The following is a 17086-nucleotide window of genomic DNA, read 5'->3' as shown; positions in this document are numbered from 1 at the left end:
CGACACAGGACCAGGCTGCCCAGGACCAAGCCGCCGCCAGGATACTGGTCGAACGCGCCGGCGCGCGTCTGGCGAAATATGGCGTCGACGGCGCGCTGCTCGATTTCGACAAGGCAATCGGCCTCGATCCCAAAAATGCCGACGCCTATCTCGGCCGCAGCCGCGCCAGGACGCTCAAGGGCAACCAGGCCGGCGCGGCGGCCGATTGCCGGCGCGCCGTGGAGCTGGATCCCGCCCGATCGGGAAGCTGCGACGAGCAGGCTGCCGGCGATGCGGGCAACGCCGCCCCGGCGCAGGACTTGGAGCAGTCGAAGCCGGCGGACGCCGCTTCGGCCCCGCAACCCGTACTTCCGAATTTGGCGGCCACGGACGACACCCTGGCTGCAAAGTCGCTGGAGACAAAAGACCAGCGCGCGCTGCAAGCAATCCTCGGCGGCGATGCCTGGCTGGACATGGGCAAATACGAGAAGGCGATCGGTTCCTATGACGTGGTGATCGCGCTCGAACCCGACAACCGCTTCGGCTATTTCGGCCGCGGCAGGGCCAGGGCAGCCACACGCGACTACGCCCAGGCAATCGCCGATTTCGACAAGGTCATTCAGCTCGCCCCCAATTTTGCCGCGGCATATTTCCGCCGCGGCCTCGCCAAGGTCACAGCCGGCGATGTCGATGGCGCCCTTGCCGATTGCGACCGGGCCGCCACGCTCGACCCGAAGGCGCGCGACGCCCATTATTGCAAAGGCATGGCCTGGCACGCCAAGGGCGATGCCGGACGCGCGATAGCCGCCTATACGGTGGCGATCGGCATCGATCCCAAGGCCGACGCCAGCTATTACGCACGCGGCATGGCGCGGGCCGACAGCAAGGACTATGCCGGCGCCATGGCCGATTTCGACCAGGCGCTCAAGCTCGATCCAGGCAATAGTGATTACGTCGTGGCCCGCAAGGCGGCGGGAGCGGCGAAAGGCGAAAACCAAGCGGCGATGGCCGAGGCCGCTCCGGATCCGGTGGCCTTGGCGGCGGCTCTCGAGCGCGGCGACGCGTTCTATAGGAAACGCAAATACGATCGCGCCGCCACTGAGTACAGCCGTGCCGTGGCGCTCGCGCCAAACGAACCGTCGAACTATTCGGCGCGCGCCAGGGCGCGCCTGCAAAAGGGCGACCTTGACGGGGCTCTTGCCGACGTGAACCGAGCGCTCGAGATCGATCCATCCTACAGTCCAGGGTATTACGGCCGCGCTCTGATACTGGTGAAGATGCACGAGCCGGAAAAGGCTATCGCAGATTTCAGCCGTGCGATCGAAATGGAGCCGGACGACGCCCCGTTATATTTCGGGCGCGGTAGCGCCAGGTACTATTTGGGCGATTATGATCGCGCCATTGCCGACTTCGACCGGGCGCTCGAGCTGGACCCTAAATCCGACATGGCCCGTCAGGGTCGAAAATTGGCAAGGGCCGCAAAGGAGAAAGCATCCCTATCGAAAAAGTCGGGCAAGCTTGCCAGTCAAGCCGGCAAGCAGACGCCCGCGCCCCAAGTGTTGACCAGAGCCTACATTAACGCCGAGGTTCAAAAGCAGGACTCGCAGATATTGAAAGCAATCGCCGACGAGTTCCCGGACGACTACAACCCACTGCTCGACGACGTCATGGTCGTGGCCCGCCTGGGAGGCAAGCAGGCCGTGGAGAACACCAGCCGGGTTGCTGTCGCCAAACTGCGGCGCAGGTATGCGCCGCTTTTGCCTTCCACTCCAGACAACGAAGCGTCGCAGGCGCTCTCGGCCCAGCTTGCCATGATCAACTACCTGATGGCGCGGCAAACGCCAACCAATTGCGACAATTACCTGCGCCTCGGGCCAGATGCCGTCAGCGCGCCCGACAACGAATTTCTGGTGCATCTGGATCGGATCGGCGCGACGCTGTTTCGCGCTTTTGGCGCCGCCAAAAGAAGCGGTCTGCCGGCTGCGGAACCCGAGGATCAGGACTGGTCGCTCGTCGCCGAGGCCTTTACCAAAAGCGGCGGCACGCCGACCGAGATGGAGGCCATAGCGAACGCCAATCAGGCTTCGTCGGGCCTGTGCCCGGCAACGGCGAAATTGTTTGCAGCGGCCCTTTCGCTGCAGGGCGAACCTGGACGACATGTCAAAACCGCCCTGCTCTACGCCATCGTGAAGAATTAGGCGAGCCGCAGCGATGCCCGGACATTACAGTCTGCATAAAGAACAAAAAAAGAACTTTTCCGACTTGTACTTGCGTTGAAAATCCCGTTAGATCACGACTGCGTGAAGTTGGGGTCCCGCTGGCGGGAGGGGGTCATGAACAAATCGATCAGGGAAAATCTTATTTTCATTGTGGTGGCGCATACCTGCTTCCTGGCACAGCCAGCGATCGTGCATGCCGAGGATACGGACTATCATCCGCAAAATTTTACCCAGCCTCTGAGCGCCGCCAGAGGCACAATCACTCCGGCTGGCGGCGGCGCCATCTACCTGAAGCCGGAGGACCGCTGCAATCTGGTGGTGAGGGAATTTGGCTGGGACCATGATCAGTGCTCGACGATCGATCAGCTGATCTTCGGATTCACGCCGGAGATCGATAACCTCACGGTCGAGAAGCCAGTGTCGGACGGCTATGTCAGCCTCGCTGACTGGGACAACGCCGACCGCAGCGAGGAGATCGGCTCGATCGAGGAGAGCTTCAGGGACTCGGTGAAAGCGCAGTCGCAGCGGCTTGGACAGGACATCCGGTTCGATAGCTGGCTGGTCTACCCGCGCGTCGATAAGGGCAAGAACATCCTCTACTACGCCAACATTCTGAACTGGGCCGGCGACAGGACGATCAACATCTCGGTTTCGGTCTTCGATCGGCAGGGCTATGTCCCAATGAAGATCGTGCCGGTGAATGGCAACATCACCAGCGATGCGGTGCAGAAGATCGTCGAAGCATCGGCCGCCGCCTACAAGCCACAGGCAGGCTCTTCCTATTTCGAATTCTCCAGCGGCGACAAGGTGGCGGGCTACGGCGCGCTCGGCGTGCTGGCGACGATGCTCGGCGTCAAATACGGCAAGGCCGCCGGCGCCGGGCTGATCGCCCTCGCCTTGGTTGTGCTGAAGAAAGGCGCCTTCCTCCTGCTGCTGCCGCTGGTGTGGCTGAGACGGCTGTTCAACAGGAAGAAGGCTGACAGCTGATTGGTGTCTAATGTCTTCCACTTCTGAGACTGCACCAGCGGCTCCCAGTCGGTCAGTCGCCATTCGCCGACGTGGACCAGCACGGTGGCGCAATCGTCTGGGTCGCGTGCTCTCGTTGGTGATCTTGACCCTTGTCCTCATCAGGGCGATTACCTTTGGCCTTGGCAAGGCGTCCTGGCTATGGATCTTTATTCTGGCGACTGGCTGGGAAGCTGCCTTGCTCTTAACGCATTACTGTCTGCAGACCTCAACTGCGCGGACCCCCTGGCGGGCCTACCGCCACAAAACCCCATTGCTCAAGTTCGGCCTGCTCGTCGCAAGCGTTCTCATCCTGTCATCTGCAACCGCGATTGCGTTTATGTTTGGTCGCTATCTCTTCTAAGCGCCCAGAAACTCATTCGTGAAATACGCGCCCAGATCGGGCTTCTCCTTCAGCGCCTTGCCGTTGCCATCGAGCAATATCCCCGCGGCAAACAGATACCCGCCCATCGCTTCCATCTTGGCCTTGTCCATCGTGCCGATGGCGCCGTTGGCGCTTTTCAGGAAATGGCCGTCATTCAGCGCCTTCAGCGAGGCATCGATCAGCGCCGGGTTGGTCAGCGTGTCCTTGTTGGCGGCGACCAGCAGCTCGCCCGCCTCCTTCGCGTGGTCGACGGCGAAGGCGTAGCCGGCCCGTGTCGCCTGGACGAAGGCGGCGGCAGCCTTGGGATTGGCGGCTAGGTAGGCGTTGCTGGAAACGATCAGCGTCGTGTGCTCGTCCGGCACGCCGTAATCGGCGTAGCGGAAGCTGCGCTGCTTCAAGCCCTTCAGCTCGGCCTCGACGCCTTCCCAGGTCGAGACTTCGAGCGTGAAATCGACCGCGCCATTGGCCAGCGCCTCGTAGGCCGAGGTGCCCAGCGTCACGGTGGAAAAATCGCCCTTGCCGCCGTCATGGCGGATGATGGTCTGCAACAGCGCGTTCTCCCAGGCGCTGCCGAAGCCGCCATAGGTCAGGCCGTCGAGATTCTTCGGGCTTTTGATGGCGGCGCGGTCGGCATTGAAGACGACGCGGCCGGTCTCCGACTGGACGACGGCATAGATGGCCTTCAGGTCGGCGCCGGCGCCCTTCTGCGTGAACAGGCCGAGCGAACCCGAAATGCCGAAATCGGCGACGCGGTTGGCCACCAGCGTGCCCGAGCCGGTGTCGCCATAGGGCAGGATTTCGACGTCCAGCCCCGCGTCGCGGTAAAAGCCCTTGTCGCGGGCGACGAACAGGCCGATGTGGTTGGTGTTGACGGTCCAGTCGAGCGCGACGGTGATTTTTTGCGCGGCGGCCCGGGCCTGCGTGACGGCCCCGGCAAATGGCAGGCTGGCGGCCAGGAACAGCGCCTGCCGGCGGGTGAAGTCGGTCATTTCATTTCTCCATCGGATGGTCGGGAATTGGGGGCGGCTGTCCAAGCAGCGTGTCGAGGATGCCGGCCTCGATCGCGGCCGCCTCGCGGGCGAGCGCGGCGCTTTCGGTGCGCGGACGCGGCAGCGGCACCGACACCTCACGCACCACGCGCGCGGGCCGCGCCGAAAGCACATAGATGCGGTCGGACAGAAGCACCGCCTCGCGCACGTCATGGGTGATCAGCAACGCCGTCCAGCGGTGGCTTCGCCACATGCCTTCGAGCCAGCGCTGCATGGCCGCCCGGGTCAGCGCATCGAGCGCGCCGAACGGCTCGTCGAGCAAAAGCATGTCGCGCTGCTGCACCACGGTGCGCAGCAGCGCCGCGCGCTGGCGCATGCCGCCCGACAGCTCGGCCGGCCAGGCGCGCTCGAAGCCGGCAAGGCCGAATTCGGCGAACAAGGGCGCCACGCGCTCGCGCGCGGCCCGGCGCTTCATGCCCTGCACTTCGAGCCCCAGCGTGGCGTTGTCGATGACGCGCCGCCACGGCATCAGCGCGTCGCGTTGCGGCATGAAGGCGAAGCGGGCGCCATGGAGCGGCGCGCCGTCGAAGCGCATCTCGCCCTCGCCCCGGATCGCGCCTGTGAGGAGCTGGAACAGCGTCGACTTGCCGGCGCCGGAGGGGCCGAGGATCGACACGAACTCGCCCGCGCCGACATCGAGCGAAACGCCGGCCAGAACCTCGAGCGCGCCGAAGCTTTTTCGCACGTCGCGAAGCTCGAGCCGCGTCATGGCCGGTGCCCGGAGGGTTCGGCCTTGCGGACGCGCCCGGCCCTCTCCCAGGGCATGGCGAAACGCTGGACGAGCACGGCCAGACCAAACAGCGCCAGCGTCAGCACCGAGCTAACGGCAACGGCGGCAAGCACGAGGTCGGGCCGAAAGTTGTTCTTGGCGCTGAGCATGTAGATGCCCAGCCCCTTCGCGGCGCCCGCATATTCGGCGAAGATCGCGCCGACCACCGCATAGGTGATGGAGATGCGCAATCCGGCGAAGAAATAGGGCAGCGCCGACGGCAGCCGCGCCAGCCAGAATATGCGCCAGCGCCTTGCCCCCATGGCGGCAAGCATCTGGCTGATTTCGGCGCTTGTCGCGGCATAGCCTTCGACCAGCGCCACCATCATCGGGAAGAAGGTGACCAGCGCGACCAGTAGGATCTTCGGCAAGAGGCCGAAGCCGAACCACAAGACCACCAGCGGCGCGATCGCCACCAGCGGCAAGGTCTGGCTGGCGATCAGCAGCGGAAACAGCGCGCGGCGCAGGGGGGCCAAGAAATCGACCAGCGCCGAAAGCGTGAAGGCGGCGACGAGCGAGCAGGCGAAGCCGGCAAGCGTGGCGCGGATGGTGGGAAGCGTGTTTTCGGCAAGCGCCGCGCGGTTATCCCAGGCCTGCGCCAGCACGCGCGAGGGCGCCGGAAGCACGGTGGGCGCGATGCCGCCGAGACGGGCATAGAGCTCCCAGGCGAGGAGGAGCAGGGCGAATGCGAGGGCGGCGGGAGCGATTTTGGCGAAGGCGGACGTGAGGGCTGATCTCCCCCCTTGCGGGGGAGATGGCCGGCAGGCCAGAGGGGGTCGTCTCACGTAGAGCGCCAACCTCATCTTGCTTCGCAGAGGACGTAGGCGCTCTACGCGCTGGGACCCCTTCTGCCCTGCCGGGCATCTCCCCCTCGAGGGGGGAGATTCGCCGGCACCGATGCTTTCGCCAATAGCCACGACACTCTCCTCGACGAACGACGCTCGAGCCGCGAGGAGCTCAAACCGCCGTCGGGCTGTTGGCCGAAATCGTGATGTCGAGGGTCACGTGCCCCGCGCCGGGTCCGAAGCGGCAGAAGGCTTCGTTGAGCGTGGCGAACACCGCGCCGGCATCGCCGCGCAGCCTGGTGCAGAAGTTCTTTGAACGGTCGAACACGCCGGACTGTTTCAGGAAGTCGATGCAGCCATAGATCTCGTCCATGTGATCGCCCGTGCCCATCACATAGAGCGAGAATTGCGCCGCCACCGGCTGGTCGGTCGAGGGCGTCGACCGCACGGCGCCGAGCGCCGCGCGTTTGCGCTCGTCGAGCGGGACCGCCGGGCCGCCGATCTCGTCGGAACGGCAGATCGGATCGTCCGGCTCGCCGGGGCAGCCGCGCGAGAGGGCGGCCGACAGCACGCAATGCTTGCCGCTTTTGGCCGCCGCCACGAAGAGGTCGCGCATCGCCGGGAACAGCACTTCGGGCGGCCCGACCAGCAGCGTCGAGATGTCGTCGGTCTCGATGCTGAGCCTGTCGCGGTAAGGATCGAGCGCGCCCAACGCGCCGAGGATGACGCCGACGAAATCGTCGGCCAGGGGATAAAGGGAAATCTGTGCGCCGGAAAACATGGCCCGCCTCGCTCCGCTGGTATTATCCAGATCAGCTTTAGGGTCCGGAGGCTTGCCGCCACCATCTCAGCCCCGACCGTACGGAGCACCCCTGTGGATGAGCGCGTTAAAGCACTGTTTGCCGGGTTGGGAAAGCGGTTTTTTGCGACGCCAGTTGGGCCACGAGTCTCATCTCCCCCTAGGGGAGATGCCGGTGGTTATAAGATTTTCACGAATTTCTTATAACGAACTTGCAATCGACTGGTGGCGCAGTTATAAGAAAATTGCAGGAATCTTATAACGCACAATAGCAGCGCCCATGAAGACCATCGACCTCGCCTACCGCACCCTCTACGCCGAGTTGGTGCAGCGCAGCCTCGATGCTTCCTTCGAGACGGATTTCTCGACGGCGGGCAATTTCGTGCGCGTGCCGGTGAAGGGCCGCGACTACTGGTATTTCGAGGAAACCCGCCCCGAGAAAAAGAGGCGTTACGTCGGTCCGGCCGAGGATCCCGAGATCGCCAGTCGGGTTGCGGCCTTCAGGGAGATCAAGGGCGATCTCAGGAGCCGCCGCAAGCTGGTCTCCACGCTTGTCCGCGATGCCGGCCTGACCGCACCCGAGACCTTCACCGGCGATGTCGTCGAGGCGCTGGAGAAGGCGGGGCTCTTCCGGCTGCGCGCGGTGCTGGTGGGCACCGTCGCTTTCCAGACCTATGCCGGGCATCTCGGGGTGCGATTGCCGGGTGCCGCGCTGCAGACAGGCGATGCCGATTTCGCACAGTTCCATTCCGTTTCGGCCGAAGTGGAAGACAGCATGCCGCCGGTCATCGACGTGCTGAGGGCCGTCGACCCGACGTTTCGCGAAATCCCGCACCGGACTGATGCCGGCCGCACCACGCAGTACGAGAACGCCTCGCGCTACCGGATCGAGTTCCTCACCCCCAACCGCGGCAGCGACGAGCATGCCGATCGCGCCAGCTTGATGCCTTCGCTCGGCGGCGCCTCGGCGCAGCCGCTGCGCTTCCTCGATTTCCTGATCCGCGATCCGGTGAGGACGGTGCTGCTGCACCGCTCCGGCGTGCCGGTGCTTGTCCCCTCGCCCGAACGCTTCGCCGTCCACAAGCTGATCGTGGCGACGCGCCGCGAGCGAGGCGCGGCGGCGAAGCGGGAGAAGGACCTCCATCAAGTGGGCCTGCTGGTCGAGGCGCTGGATACGACGCGCCGACAGGATGACCTTGCACTGGCTTTCGCGGAAGCATGGGAGCGCGGCGATGCCTGGCGGGATGCGTTGCGGAAAGGCTTGAGCCTGCTGAAGCCGGACAGGCATGAGATGATCCAGTCGATCTTGGGGCGAGCGCATGGCGAAGTCGGCGTGCAGCTCGAAGGCTTTCCGACGCGGATCGCCTGATCTACCTCAAGACGGCACATCGTTCAAATTGTACGAACCTCGCTTGACCGGATTTAGTACATAAAGTACGATATCTCCTTTGAGGGAATCTGCTTGAACACCGCGAACCATGCCGCTTTTGCCGATCTCTCCCGCCCTTTGCTGTCGCCACTGCCGCTCGCCGAGCGCGAGCGCCTCGCCGGCGCCTGGCGCATGGCGAGCCAAGACATCGCCGACGACATCCGCTTCATCCGGCAATATCTGAAGGTGATCGCCGAGAAGGACGAGCGGCTGTCGACCGGCGCGCTTGTGCACGGCCGCGCCTATGCGGAGGCCTGCGCCGCCTGGCTGCCGGAGACGATGGCGCGGTATCTGCGAAACCTCAGGCTGATCAGCGAGTGCGAAAGCGCGATGATCGCCGCGGGGGTAAGGTTCGCCCGGTCGAGCGATGCCTGGTGAGGGCTTCCCTCTTCCCGTGCGGGGACCGAAGACGCCCGCGCCGCGGACCCTTCAACCGGCCGGCTGCAACCCTCGGCTCGCCGCCCCGTCAAATGCATCGTTTCACACAATCGCCAATTGGTGGACGCGGGTGAGTGGCCGGGCGTTAATTCCTGCCGGGCGAAGGAGGGAATAGACGCATACCAGGGAGGAACACGTTTGATGCAACCGCAAATCGACATCGGCGCACTGCCCGAGGACCAGCCCTACGAAGTCACTTCATTTGCCAGAAAGCACGGACTGACGGTTCCGGTCGCGGATGCGGTGCTTTTCGCCAAGGGCCCGTCGCCGTCGCGGGCCGCCTGCGATACCGCGGCGCTTGCCCTTCTCTGCGCGGTCGCGCAATACGCCGGAAAGCAAGGGAGGCGCTAGCGATCGGCGGCGCCTTCCCTCTGCTTGATCTTCCTACCAGTTGAGCCAGCGCGTCTTCAACGGAAGTTTGGGCATCTCCATGGCGAACCGCCGGGCGCGGACTACCCACGTCCGGTCGCGGTCGGAGATCGTTGTCGGGATGAGCCGGCGGCGGCGCGGCCGCCGGAGATTCAGGCCTTGGCTTTCGGCTTGGCCGTCTTTGCCTTGGCGGGGGCCTTGGCGGGCTTTTCCGCCTTGGCGGCTTTTGGCTTCTCGACCTTGGCGGCAGCCGCCTTCCTCGGCGCTTTCTTCGGCTTGCCTGCCGCGTCGATCTCGGCGGTCGCCTGGTTCCAGTGCTCTTCGTGAGCACCTTCGGGCCGGCCGGCCTGCTCCCAAATCTCGTGCGCGCGTTGGCGAATGCGTTCGTGCCTGTCGTCCGTCACTGTCGCCTCCTAAGGTTGGGACGGGTTCCCCGGCGCGAACACTAGCGGAATTTTGACGCGGCGTCTTCGGTATCACGCATATGCGACCGACTTAGGCGGCAAATTCGCTCAGTGGCCGTCGGTGACGACCGCGATGCCGAGATGCGCTGCCTTCTTTGTGATCAATCCGGCTAAATCCGCGTCAGAGCGGTCGGTCCCCGTACGCTTCCGCAGCAGGGAAATTGCCTCTTGCATGGACAGCAGGCCAGTCCTGTGCTCGGCCAGCAGCTTGTCGACCTGCCGGGCGATATCAGGTGATTCGACGTGTGGATGATGCATGGCAACGACTCCTTCCGCGCTTCGTTGCCTCCCAAACCGCTGACTATTCTAGGCCATGTGCCTCGATGCGAGAAGAGCCCGATCCTTCACCGAAGCGTCGGGCAAGGATCGGGCTCTTCAGGGGTGTCAGATGTTACTGGATCACCTGAACAACGCGGCGCGTGCCGGGATCGATCAACACCGTGTGGTCGTTGACCACGGCATAGCGATACTGCACGTCCGGCACCTCCTGCAGCTCGACGGTATCAGGCACGGTCGAGCCGACGCCGAGCTCGAGGCCGAGCACGTTGACCGAGGCGATCGGATGCTTGTGGACATATTCCTTGACCACGGTCTGCTGCTCGGGGGTGACGATCACCTCGTCCGCGGCCGCGACGCCGATGCCGGCCATCAGAGCCAGGCCGGCGACAGCTGGAATGAGGGTGGTTTTCATCGTTTCTCTCCTGTTGGATTCACGACGACCTTCGGATCGCGTATCGGTTCACGACGATCCTTCGGATCGCGTATTGGCGAGCTCCGCCCTGCCTCCGCAGGAAGCGGAAACATCGGCAGGTCGAATAATTGAGCTCCCGGGGCAAACGTCCCCGGCGAGGTGTTGTTCCGTCAGCGACGACTAATTGATGTGGCGGAACCTTCGCATCGGCTCCGCATTGGAAGGCATTGAAACTCCCCAAGACTTTGAAATCCAAAGGGCGCCGCCGTCATGCAAGAAGGTTACATCAGAAGCGACATCCAACTTCGCTCCCCCGTGGCGATCGCCGTTGGCGCCGGCTTCAAGCGCGAGATCGCCTCGCTCACCGGGATGCAGAATTTTCTCAAGGAATGGCCGCTCGCTTCGCGGGGCGAAAGCCACGCAAGGGCGCTGCGCGCCTGCGAGGCGGCACGGGCCGGCGAGATCGATCTCGACAAGGCGCGCCAGGCGTTCCTGATCTTCGCGAGGAAGGCGGGGATCGAGTGGACCGGGGCAGATCCGGTCGCGGTGCTGCGCGAGGCCAAGATCAGGCGCAACCGGGCACGTGAGAGCCGGGCGCTGCAGCGGCCGGCGCACTGACAGAGAGCCGGTGCGCATTGGGGCCGCTGCGCGTTGGGCCTGCCTGCAGGCTTCAGGAACTGGCCGGCGAGATCTCCGGCAACGGAGCCGCCTGGGCGTCCGTTTGCCCCGCAGACCGCCGCCGGGACTGACGACCGACTGGGATCGATGGGGCTTTTTCGGCTGGTGGCCGCTGTCAGGTCGGCGTCGGCTCGCCCAGCGCCTCGGTGACGAAAGACGCGGCGATCAGGTCGTCCGCTTCGATGCGTAGGGAGCCCTCGCCACCTCCCATGATGGCCGCGACCTTCTGGAAGGTCTTCATCTCATGCTCGGTGATCCGGGCGTCCCGCATCCTGGCTTTGAGATCGGCGACGCGCATCCCGAGCGACCGGGATGTTGCGACTTCTCGTTTCGACATGTTGGTCAAACTCCTCCTTGACCCGCCCGCAACTGTTCGCCGCCGCCCGAATCTGCACCCTGCCAATGATTTGTGTTGTCTATGAGACAGCGTGGCCCAGAGCCGCTAACTCAACCGCGGCGGGAAGGTTCCGTTAGCACATGGTAACAAAATAATAATCGATCGATGGCCCGCCGCCGTGACTGGCGACGGGCCATCTCGTTCCCGCGTGCTGTCGATTAATCCAGCACCTTGACGATCTTGCGCGTGCCGGGGTCGACGATGACCGTCCGGTTATCGACGACAACGTAACGGTATTTGACGTTCGGCACCTCGTGCAGCTCGACCGTGTCGGGAACCGTGCTGCCGATGTTCAACTCGACGCCCGGAACCTTCACCGAAGCCAGCGGCTGCTTGTGCACATATTCCTTGATGACGGTTTCCTGCTCCGGCGCGATGACGACATCCTGCGCGGCAGCGGCGCCAATGCCGGCAAGAAGCAGCAAGCCGGCGGCGGCGGAGGTGATGTGCATTTTCATTGTTCGTCTCTCCTATGTGGATTGGATCAAATCGCCTTGATGCTGCGCCTGCGATTTTCCACAGCGGGTCGGCAGTGTCGTAACGCCAATCGCCCAGCGTTGTTCCCTGTGAAATCCCGCCAGAAGAGGGGCTGGCGCGTGCGAAAATTACTGCCGCCGTGTGCGGCAAGACCCTCCCTTTTGCCCGTTGCCGCAATTTCGGAACAATGCGTTTCGAGCCGGGTTACCCATGCGAAGGGACCGACTTTCCGAGGAGAAATCCAATGAAACATCTGCTGATCACAAGCATGATCGCGCTCAGTGTGAGTTGTGGCGCCGCGATGGCGCAGACCGAATCCGCGCAGCCAAGCGGCGACAACAACAATTGCGCGGCCGGCACGGCCGATTGCCAGAAGGGCGGCAAGGCAGGCGGGCAGGCCCAGGGCGAGACGAAATCGAAGACCGAGATGAACGCCCAGGGCAAGGCCGGCGCCAACACCCAGGAGCAGGCGCAGGGCAAGGCCAAGATGAAGACCGATGAGCAGGCCCAGGGCCAGGCCGGCACCAAGACCGACCAGAACGCCGAGGACAACACCCAGCTTAAGAAGAAGCAGCAGGCTCAGGGCAAGGCCGGCACCACCGAGCAGAACGCTCAGGGTAATACCAAGATGCAGACTGAGCAGAACGCTCAGACCAACACCGGCACCAAGACTGACCAGAATGCCCAGGACAACACGCAGCTCAAGAAGAAGCAGCAGGCCCAGGGCAAGGCCGGCACCACCGAGCAGAACGCTCAGGGCGGCAACACCAAGATGCAGACCGAGCAGAACGCTCAGACCGGTACCGGCACCAAGACCGATCAGAATGCCCAGACCAATACGGGCACAAAGACCGAGATGAACGCCCAGGGCAACACCAACGTCCAGACCGACCAGAACAAGACGGCCTCGATCAACAATGTGACCGTCGAGCAGAGGACGCAGATTACGCAGGTCATTCATGAAACCCATGTCGAGCCGGTTCGCGATGTCAGCTTCGACATTTCAGTTGGCGTCGAGGTGCCGCGGCACAAGGTGCGCCTGCACCGCCTGCCGGCTCGCATCGTCAAGATCGTGCCAGCCTATGAATCCTATGAGTATTTCGTGTTGGCCGATGGACGCATCGTCATCGTCGACCCCGACACTTACAAGATCGTCGTGATCCTGAGCTGACAAGGACATCATGAAAACAAAAAAGGCCCGCCTCGTCGGGCCTTTTTTTGTCCGGCCGTCCCTGCCCTTACAGGTATCGCCGCGCCGTCGCCGACGCGTTCCATGAGGCGTTGCTTGAATGCCGGGGCGCATGGAACGATCCGGCGCAATTGGCGGTTGCTACAAGGAAGTCCTGCTCCCTTGGTCCCTGTCGGAGCGGACAATGGTGCGACAAGGCCGCCGGGCAGATTGTTCAAGCTTGCGGTCCACCCGGAAAAGGTGCAAGGGTCATGACGGGTAGAGACATGGGCGAGATCGTCGACGACTGGACATGGTCGCGGCGCTCGGTTGGGCAAATGTATTTTCCGCAGTTTCTTGTGGGAATGGCGGCGACGCTGCTGGTGATCCTCGGCTGGACATTCGCGTCCACTGGATCGGTCTGGACGGCATTGGGCTGGGCGGTCCTTGCCGCGGTAATTCTGCAGGCCGGCTACTTCGCCGCGGTGCTGTGGCTGGTGCATGGCGAGGCCCGCGTGACCGACGAGGCCAAATCGAGCGACGGCGCCGTCTCGCCCGCCAAATTGCCTGGCCCGTTCGAGCGGGACGGCATCATCCACGCTCTCATCTCGCTGCTGTTTCCGAAGCTTCTGCCCTAAAGCGCGTCGCGATCTTTCAGATTCGCTCCATGCGCTTTAGGTTTTTGATTTTGCGCATGTCTTTATCCCGAAACCGATTCCACTTTCGGGAGACATGCTTTAGCCGGCCGCAGCCTGCTCGCGAATGGCCGGCCAGTCGCTTTCCCGGAAGCGGCGGCAATCCGTTTCGCCCGACACACTGCACGCCTCTGCTCGAGCGCAGCGAGCCGGGCCGGCCCCGCGTTATGCTTCCGAGGCGCGATCAGTTTGGCATTGTCGCCAGCGCCCGTCCGCAACAGAGGTTACTCGGCGCGATGCAAAACGGCCGTCTTGCCGTGCTCTTCGGTTGGAGGCTCCAGCCCGTCCAGGCCGAAGCCCCCTGCTCGATCGCAAGCTAGCGTGCCGCGGCTGGTGAGGCGGAGCGCACCGCCTCCGACGACGAGAAGACGACGAAGCCAAAGACCAGCACCGCAGCGGCGACGATCAGTGAGCCTATCGCCACGACCGGTTCGATCTCCGGATGGCCTGCCGCCAACATCCAGTAGAGTGCCGGCAGCATGATCACGATGCCGGCCGTATAGAGGCCGTAATGGATCATGGCGATGCGGCGCTCGGCCTTGGCCGGGTTGAGCGCATAATAGCCCCCGAAGATGGCGCTGGTGACCCAGCCAAGAAGGTTGATGTGGGCATGCGCCGGGAAGGCGCCGTGATCGCCCGAAATCGCCATCTGCAGCCCGGCGGCGATGCCCAGGATGAGAAAGACGATGGCCGTCTTGAAGAAGAGTTCCGATACGCGTGGCATTTCTGTAGTCCCTCCCAATGCCTCTGTGGACCCGACTCTATGAATTCTATATCCAGCCAGCCATATTAGCCATGGCGCACCTAAAGCATGTCTCCCGAAAGTGGGACCCTGTTGGGGATAAAGACTAGCGTAAAGCCCAAGAATAAAGCGCATGGAGCGAATCCGAAGGATCGCGACGCGCTTTAGGGCGGTGAAACCTTCGGACGAAAGCCGCGAGGCGGCTTCGCGAAAAAAATGGCTCGCCTCTTTCGAGGCGAGCCAAAAAGGGAGCCGGGCTTGAGGTCGGCCCCCATCCAGGTTGCCACCTGAATTTCAGACATGGCTAACGTAGCAGAGTGCGGGATTTATTCCACCGCGATCGCCGATCAGTCCCGCAAGCTTCGAATCCGCACAGCAGAGCAGGCCATTCGCCGATCGGGCGCCCGCGAACCAGTGCGCCGACCAGGACATCCCTTCCCCGCCGGCAGGCGCGCGAAAGCATGCGCTTCAGCGTCCCGAATCCGGCTCGAGTTCGCGCAGTTGCGGCGGGCATTTGCGCCCGTTCGGAACCGGCCCCGTGGCGCCTTGCAAGCGCGCGGCATTTGGGCAATGCTCGGATTCGGGGAGTGGTTTCCGTAATTTCGGAAGCACGATTACATGTTCACTGACTACTACGAAGTTCTGGAAATAAGCCCGAACGCCAATTCTGAGACAATCGAGCGGATTTTCCGCTATTTTGCTATGCGCTACCATCCCGATAATCGGGAAACAGGCAATGAATCGCGCTTCAGCGAGATCGTCGAGGCCCACAATACGCTGCGGGATCCAGTCAAGCGGGCCCAGTACGACATTCTCTACCGCGAGCATCTGGGCCTTCGCCACGAACTCACGGATGGCGCGCGCGACGGCGGCGGCATGGACAGGGATGCCGCCATCCAGGCCAATTTGCTGTCGCTTCTCTATGTGCGGCGCCGGCGCGACGTCAACAATCCGGGCATCGGCGACGACGAGCTCGAACGCCTGTCGGGCTGCCCGCGCGAGCACCTCGAATTCCACCTGTGGTACCTCAAGGCGAAGGGCTTCATCGGCAGGACCGAGAACGGGACGTTCGCCATCACGGTCGAGGGCATCGACCACGCCGGGAGCAAACAAGCCCGGGACCGCCCGGACGCCACCCGCCTGCTCGATCACGCCGATTAGGGCGTTTCACCGTGTCAGGGAAAAACGAAACGCTGCATCTGTTCGATCAGACAAGGCTGAAGGTTGCGGCGAAACCGCCGGGTCAACCGTTCACATTGCCCGGAACTGCCCTCGGCCGGACTGCTCCGCCCGGCATCAAAAGCCCGCCGACTGGTGCCTGAACCAGTGGCGGGCTCGATGAAGGAGCAGCTACATCCCGGGGGAATCGACTGTCGTCTCCTGAACTCCCCATATCTGGGCTCGGTTCCGCTGGGGGGAGCGGAGCCCGAACCATGCGCCATGGAGGGCAAGAACAGGGAGCGCAACGATGACATAGGCCCCGTGCGTCGCCGAAGACAAGACGACTGAGGTCTGACGCGCCGCCGAAATAGGCCCGGCCTGGCGCGCGCCAAAAAAACGGCTTTACGCCGAGGCGGTGGCGGACAAAAAAGCCGCCGGGCGAGGCCCGGCGGCGTTTCGTCCACCTTCTGGTCGTTTCGTTTGGACTTACGGCGTCGTCGTCGCTGCGGCGGCCTGGTCGATCTTGTCGGCAAGCACGCCCTTGGCCCAGTCCGTCACTTCCTGATCGACCGGCTTGTTGGCCATGTCTTGCAGGGCGGCGTCCAACGTCGCGTCGTCCGGGGCGGGTGTATTGGTAACCTCGGTTTGGGCATCAGCGACCGCTTGGGTGTCAGCGGTGATCGCCGCGTTCTGGGCATCGATCTGCGACTTCACATCGGTGATCTGCGCATCGAGAGCCGCCTGCTGTTCGGGCGAGAAGCCCGTCGTGTCAGTAGCGTTGAGATCGGCGAGCTGCTGGGTGAGATCGGCGAGCTTGTTCTGGTCGGCGGTGAGCTGCGTATTCGCCGCGTCGAGCTTAGCCTGCGCGTTCTGAGCTGCCGCTGCCGCTGTCACATAGGCCTGGATGCCCGCGAACTTCTTGCTCTTGGAGTTCATGTAGGCGTTGATGTTGCGCTGCAGGGAATTCAGCCGGCCGAGCTTGGCGTGAAGGTTCTTCTCCTTCGGCGTGGCGGCCGTCGTCGTGTCGTCCGTCGCGCTGTCGTCGGCGCTCTTGTTGTGGCCGTGAGCAGAAGCCGACTTGCCGTGCTCGGCGCCGCTCTTGCCGTTGCCACCGGCATTGCCGCCGCCGTTTCCATTCCCGCCATTGCCATTGCCGCCGTGGTTGCCGCCATTGCCGCCGCCATGGCCGTTGCCGGCGAGCGCCGGGGCCGCCGCCAGCGCCAGAATGGCAAGGGACGCCAGAAGTGTCTTACGCAATGTCATTGTGCTTCTCCGCAGATGAATCTTTCACATGGCCCAACCGCTAGGCAGCCTCATATGAGAATTTCCTAACGCCGTCGGATAAACTTTAGGCAATTACGGTCGCCAAATGAGCGCATCGCCGCCA

General features: G+C 63.5%; 21 protein-coding genes, 1 pseudogene and 1 riboswitch. Of the genes and pseudogenes, 11 read left to right on the top strand and 11 right to left on the bottom strand.

Going from position 1 to position 17086, the window contains the following annotated elements:
• Window positions 1-41 precede the first annotated feature (41 nt).
• From EOA23_RS37070 to EOA23_RS20105, 4 genes and pseudogenes are all read left to right on the top strand, one after another.
• Window positions 42-176 (top strand): annotated as a pseudogene (locus EOA23_RS37070) (hypothetical protein); the annotation flags it as partial.
• A gap of 123 nt (window positions 177-299) precedes the next feature.
• Complete coding sequence (locus EOA23_RS36510; RefSeq protein WP_245474266.1) at window positions 300-2177, top strand: tetratricopeptide repeat protein; 1878 nt, start codon at window positions 300-302, stop codon at window positions 2175-2177.
• Between the two features lie 135 nt (window positions 2178-2312).
• On the top strand, window positions 2313-3185 hold the full coding sequence (locus EOA23_RS20110) for a DUF2167 domain-containing protein (RefSeq protein ID WP_127305433.1): 873 nt from the start codon (window positions 2313-2315) through the stop codon (window positions 3183-3185).
• 124 nt (window positions 3186-3309) lie between these two features.
• On the top strand, window positions 3310-3567 hold the full coding sequence (locus EOA23_RS20105; protein ID WP_127305432.1) for a hypothetical protein: 258 nt from the start codon (window positions 3310-3312) through the stop codon (window positions 3565-3567).
• Here EOA23_RS20105 and EOA23_RS20100 read toward each other — a convergent pair.
• The 4 genes from EOA23_RS20100 to EOA23_RS20085 form a co-directional block, all read right to left on the bottom strand.
• A complete protein-coding gene (locus tag EOA23_RS20100) occupies window positions 3564-4577 on the bottom strand; it encodes an ABC transporter substrate-binding protein (protein WP_127305431.1) in 1014 nt (337 codons plus the stop codon). The two genes, EOA23_RS20105 and EOA23_RS20100, sit on opposite strands and share 4 nt — an antisense overlap.
• Window position 4578: 1 nt before the next feature.
• Window positions 4579-5346, bottom strand: a complete 768-nt coding sequence (locus EOA23_RS20095) for an ABC transporter ATP-binding protein (RefSeq protein WP_126061531.1) — start codon at window positions 5344-5346, stop codon at window positions 4579-4581.
• Window positions 5343-6113, bottom strand: coding sequence for an ABC transporter permease (locus EOA23_RS20090; protein ID WP_245474264.1), 771 nt, complete (start codon window positions 6111-6113; stop codon window positions 5343-5345). Before EOA23_RS20090 ends, EOA23_RS20095 begins: the two co-directional genes overlap by 4 nt.
• A gap of 250 nt (window positions 6114-6363) precedes the next feature.
• The gene (locus tag EOA23_RS20085; RefSeq protein WP_127305429.1) at window positions 6364-6972 is read right to left on the bottom strand and encodes a YkoF family thiamine/hydroxymethylpyrimidine-binding protein; all 609 of its coding nucleotides are present in this window, start codon (window positions 6970-6972) and stop codon (window positions 6364-6366) included.
• Window positions 6963-7075: riboswitch (TPP riboswitch) on the bottom strand. Its footprint overlaps the gene before it by 10 nt.
• A 195-nt stretch (window positions 7076-7270) precedes the next feature.
• Here EOA23_RS20085 and EOA23_RS20080 point away from each other — a divergent pair.
• The 3 genes from EOA23_RS20080 (at window position 7271) to EOA23_RS20070 (ending at window position 9208) form a co-directional block, all read left to right on the top strand.
• A complete protein-coding gene (locus EOA23_RS20080) occupies window positions 7271-8359 on the top strand; it encodes a GSU2403 family nucleotidyltransferase fold protein (RefSeq protein WP_127305428.1) in 1089 nt (362 codons plus the stop codon).
• Window positions 8360-8452: 93 nt separating this feature from the next.
• The gene (locus EOA23_RS20075) at window positions 8453-8797 is read left to right on the top strand and encodes a hypothetical protein (protein ID WP_127305427.1); all 345 of its coding nucleotides are present in this window, start codon (window positions 8453-8455) and stop codon (window positions 8795-8797) included.
• A 201-nt stretch (window positions 8798-8998) separates the two neighbouring features.
• Window positions 8999-9208, top strand: coding sequence for a hypothetical protein (locus EOA23_RS20070; protein ID WP_126061535.1), 210 nt, complete (start codon window positions 8999-9001; stop codon window positions 9206-9208).
• Window positions 9209-9378: 170 nt separating this feature from the next.
• Here EOA23_RS20070 and EOA23_RS20065 read toward each other — a convergent pair whose 3' ends face one another.
• From EOA23_RS20065 to EOA23_RS20055, 3 genes are all read right to left on the bottom strand, one after another.
• Entirely contained in the window at window positions 9379-9630 is a 252-nt protein-coding gene (locus EOA23_RS20065) for a DUF2934 domain-containing protein (RefSeq protein ID WP_127305426.1), read from the bottom strand.
• A gap of 108 nt (window positions 9631-9738) precedes the next feature.
• Complete coding sequence (locus EOA23_RS20060) at window positions 9739-9948, bottom strand: hypothetical protein (protein WP_126061537.1); 210 nt, start codon at window positions 9946-9948, stop codon at window positions 9739-9741.
• A 133-nt stretch (window positions 9949-10081) separates the two neighbouring features.
• Entirely contained in the window at window positions 10082-10381 is a 300-nt protein-coding gene (locus EOA23_RS20055; RefSeq protein ID WP_127305425.1) for a DUF1236 domain-containing protein, read from the bottom strand.
• Between the two features lie 270 nt (window positions 10382-10651).
• On the opposite strand from EOA23_RS20055, the gene EOA23_RS20050 reads away from it, so the two are divergent.
• On the top strand, window positions 10652-10999 hold the full coding sequence (locus EOA23_RS20050) for a DUF982 domain-containing protein (RefSeq protein ID WP_126061539.1): 348 nt from the start codon (window positions 10652-10654) through the stop codon (window positions 10997-10999).
• A 175-nt stretch (window positions 11000-11174) separates the two neighbouring features.
• On the opposite strand, the gene EOA23_RS20045 is transcribed toward EOA23_RS20050, so the two are convergent.
• Window positions 11175-11396, bottom strand: a complete 222-nt coding sequence (locus EOA23_RS20045; RefSeq protein WP_126061540.1) for a hypothetical protein — start codon at window positions 11394-11396, stop codon at window positions 11175-11177.
• Window positions 11397-11614: 218 nt separating this feature from the next.
• The gene (locus tag EOA23_RS20040) at window positions 11615-11914 is read right to left on the bottom strand and encodes a DUF1236 domain-containing protein (protein WP_126061541.1); all 300 of its coding nucleotides are present in this window, start codon (window positions 11912-11914) and stop codon (window positions 11615-11617) included.
• A 263-nt stretch (window positions 11915-12177) separates the two neighbouring features.
• On the opposite strand from EOA23_RS20040, the gene EOA23_RS20035 reads away from it, so the two are divergent.
• Window positions 12178-13104 carry a DUF1236 domain-containing protein gene (locus tag EOA23_RS20035; RefSeq protein WP_127305424.1) on the top strand — a complete coding sequence of 309 codons (927 nt, stop codon included), beginning with the start codon at window positions 12178-12180 and terminating at the stop codon, window positions 13102-13104.
• A gap of 269 nt (window positions 13105-13373) precedes the next feature.
• On the top strand, window positions 13374-13739 hold the full coding sequence (locus EOA23_RS20030) for an exopolysaccharide production repressor protein (RefSeq protein ID WP_245456526.1): 366 nt from the start codon (window positions 13374-13376) through the stop codon (window positions 13737-13739).
• Window positions 13740-14112: 373 nt separating this feature from the next.
• On the opposite strand, the gene EOA23_RS20025 is transcribed toward EOA23_RS20030, so the two are convergent.
• Window positions 14113-14520: a hypothetical protein gene (locus tag EOA23_RS20025; RefSeq protein WP_127305423.1), complete on the bottom strand. Its 408-nt coding sequence runs from the start codon at window positions 14518-14520 to the stop codon at window positions 14113-14115.
• A 636-nt stretch (window positions 14521-15156) separates the two neighbouring features.
• Between EOA23_RS20025 and EOA23_RS20020 the strand changes: the two genes are divergently transcribed.
• Window positions 15157-15699, top strand: coding sequence for a J domain-containing protein (locus tag EOA23_RS20020; protein WP_126061544.1), 543 nt, complete (start codon window positions 15157-15159; stop codon window positions 15697-15699).
• Between the two features lie 486 nt (window positions 15700-16185).
• On the opposite strand, the gene EOA23_RS20015 is transcribed toward EOA23_RS20020, so the two are convergent.
• Window positions 16186-16962 (bottom strand): hypothetical protein, encoded by a 777-nt coding sequence (locus EOA23_RS20015; RefSeq protein WP_127305422.1) that lies wholly within the window; start codon window positions 16960-16962, stop codon window positions 16186-16188.
• Window positions 16963-17086: the final 124 nt, after the last annotated feature.

The organism is Mesorhizobium sp. M2A.F.Ca.ET.042.01.1.1 (assembly GCF_003997405.1).
Lineage (GTDB): Bacteria > Pseudomonadota > Alphaproteobacteria > Rhizobiales > Rhizobiaceae > Mesorhizobium.
This window is presented reverse-complemented; position numbering and strand designations above follow the sequence as displayed.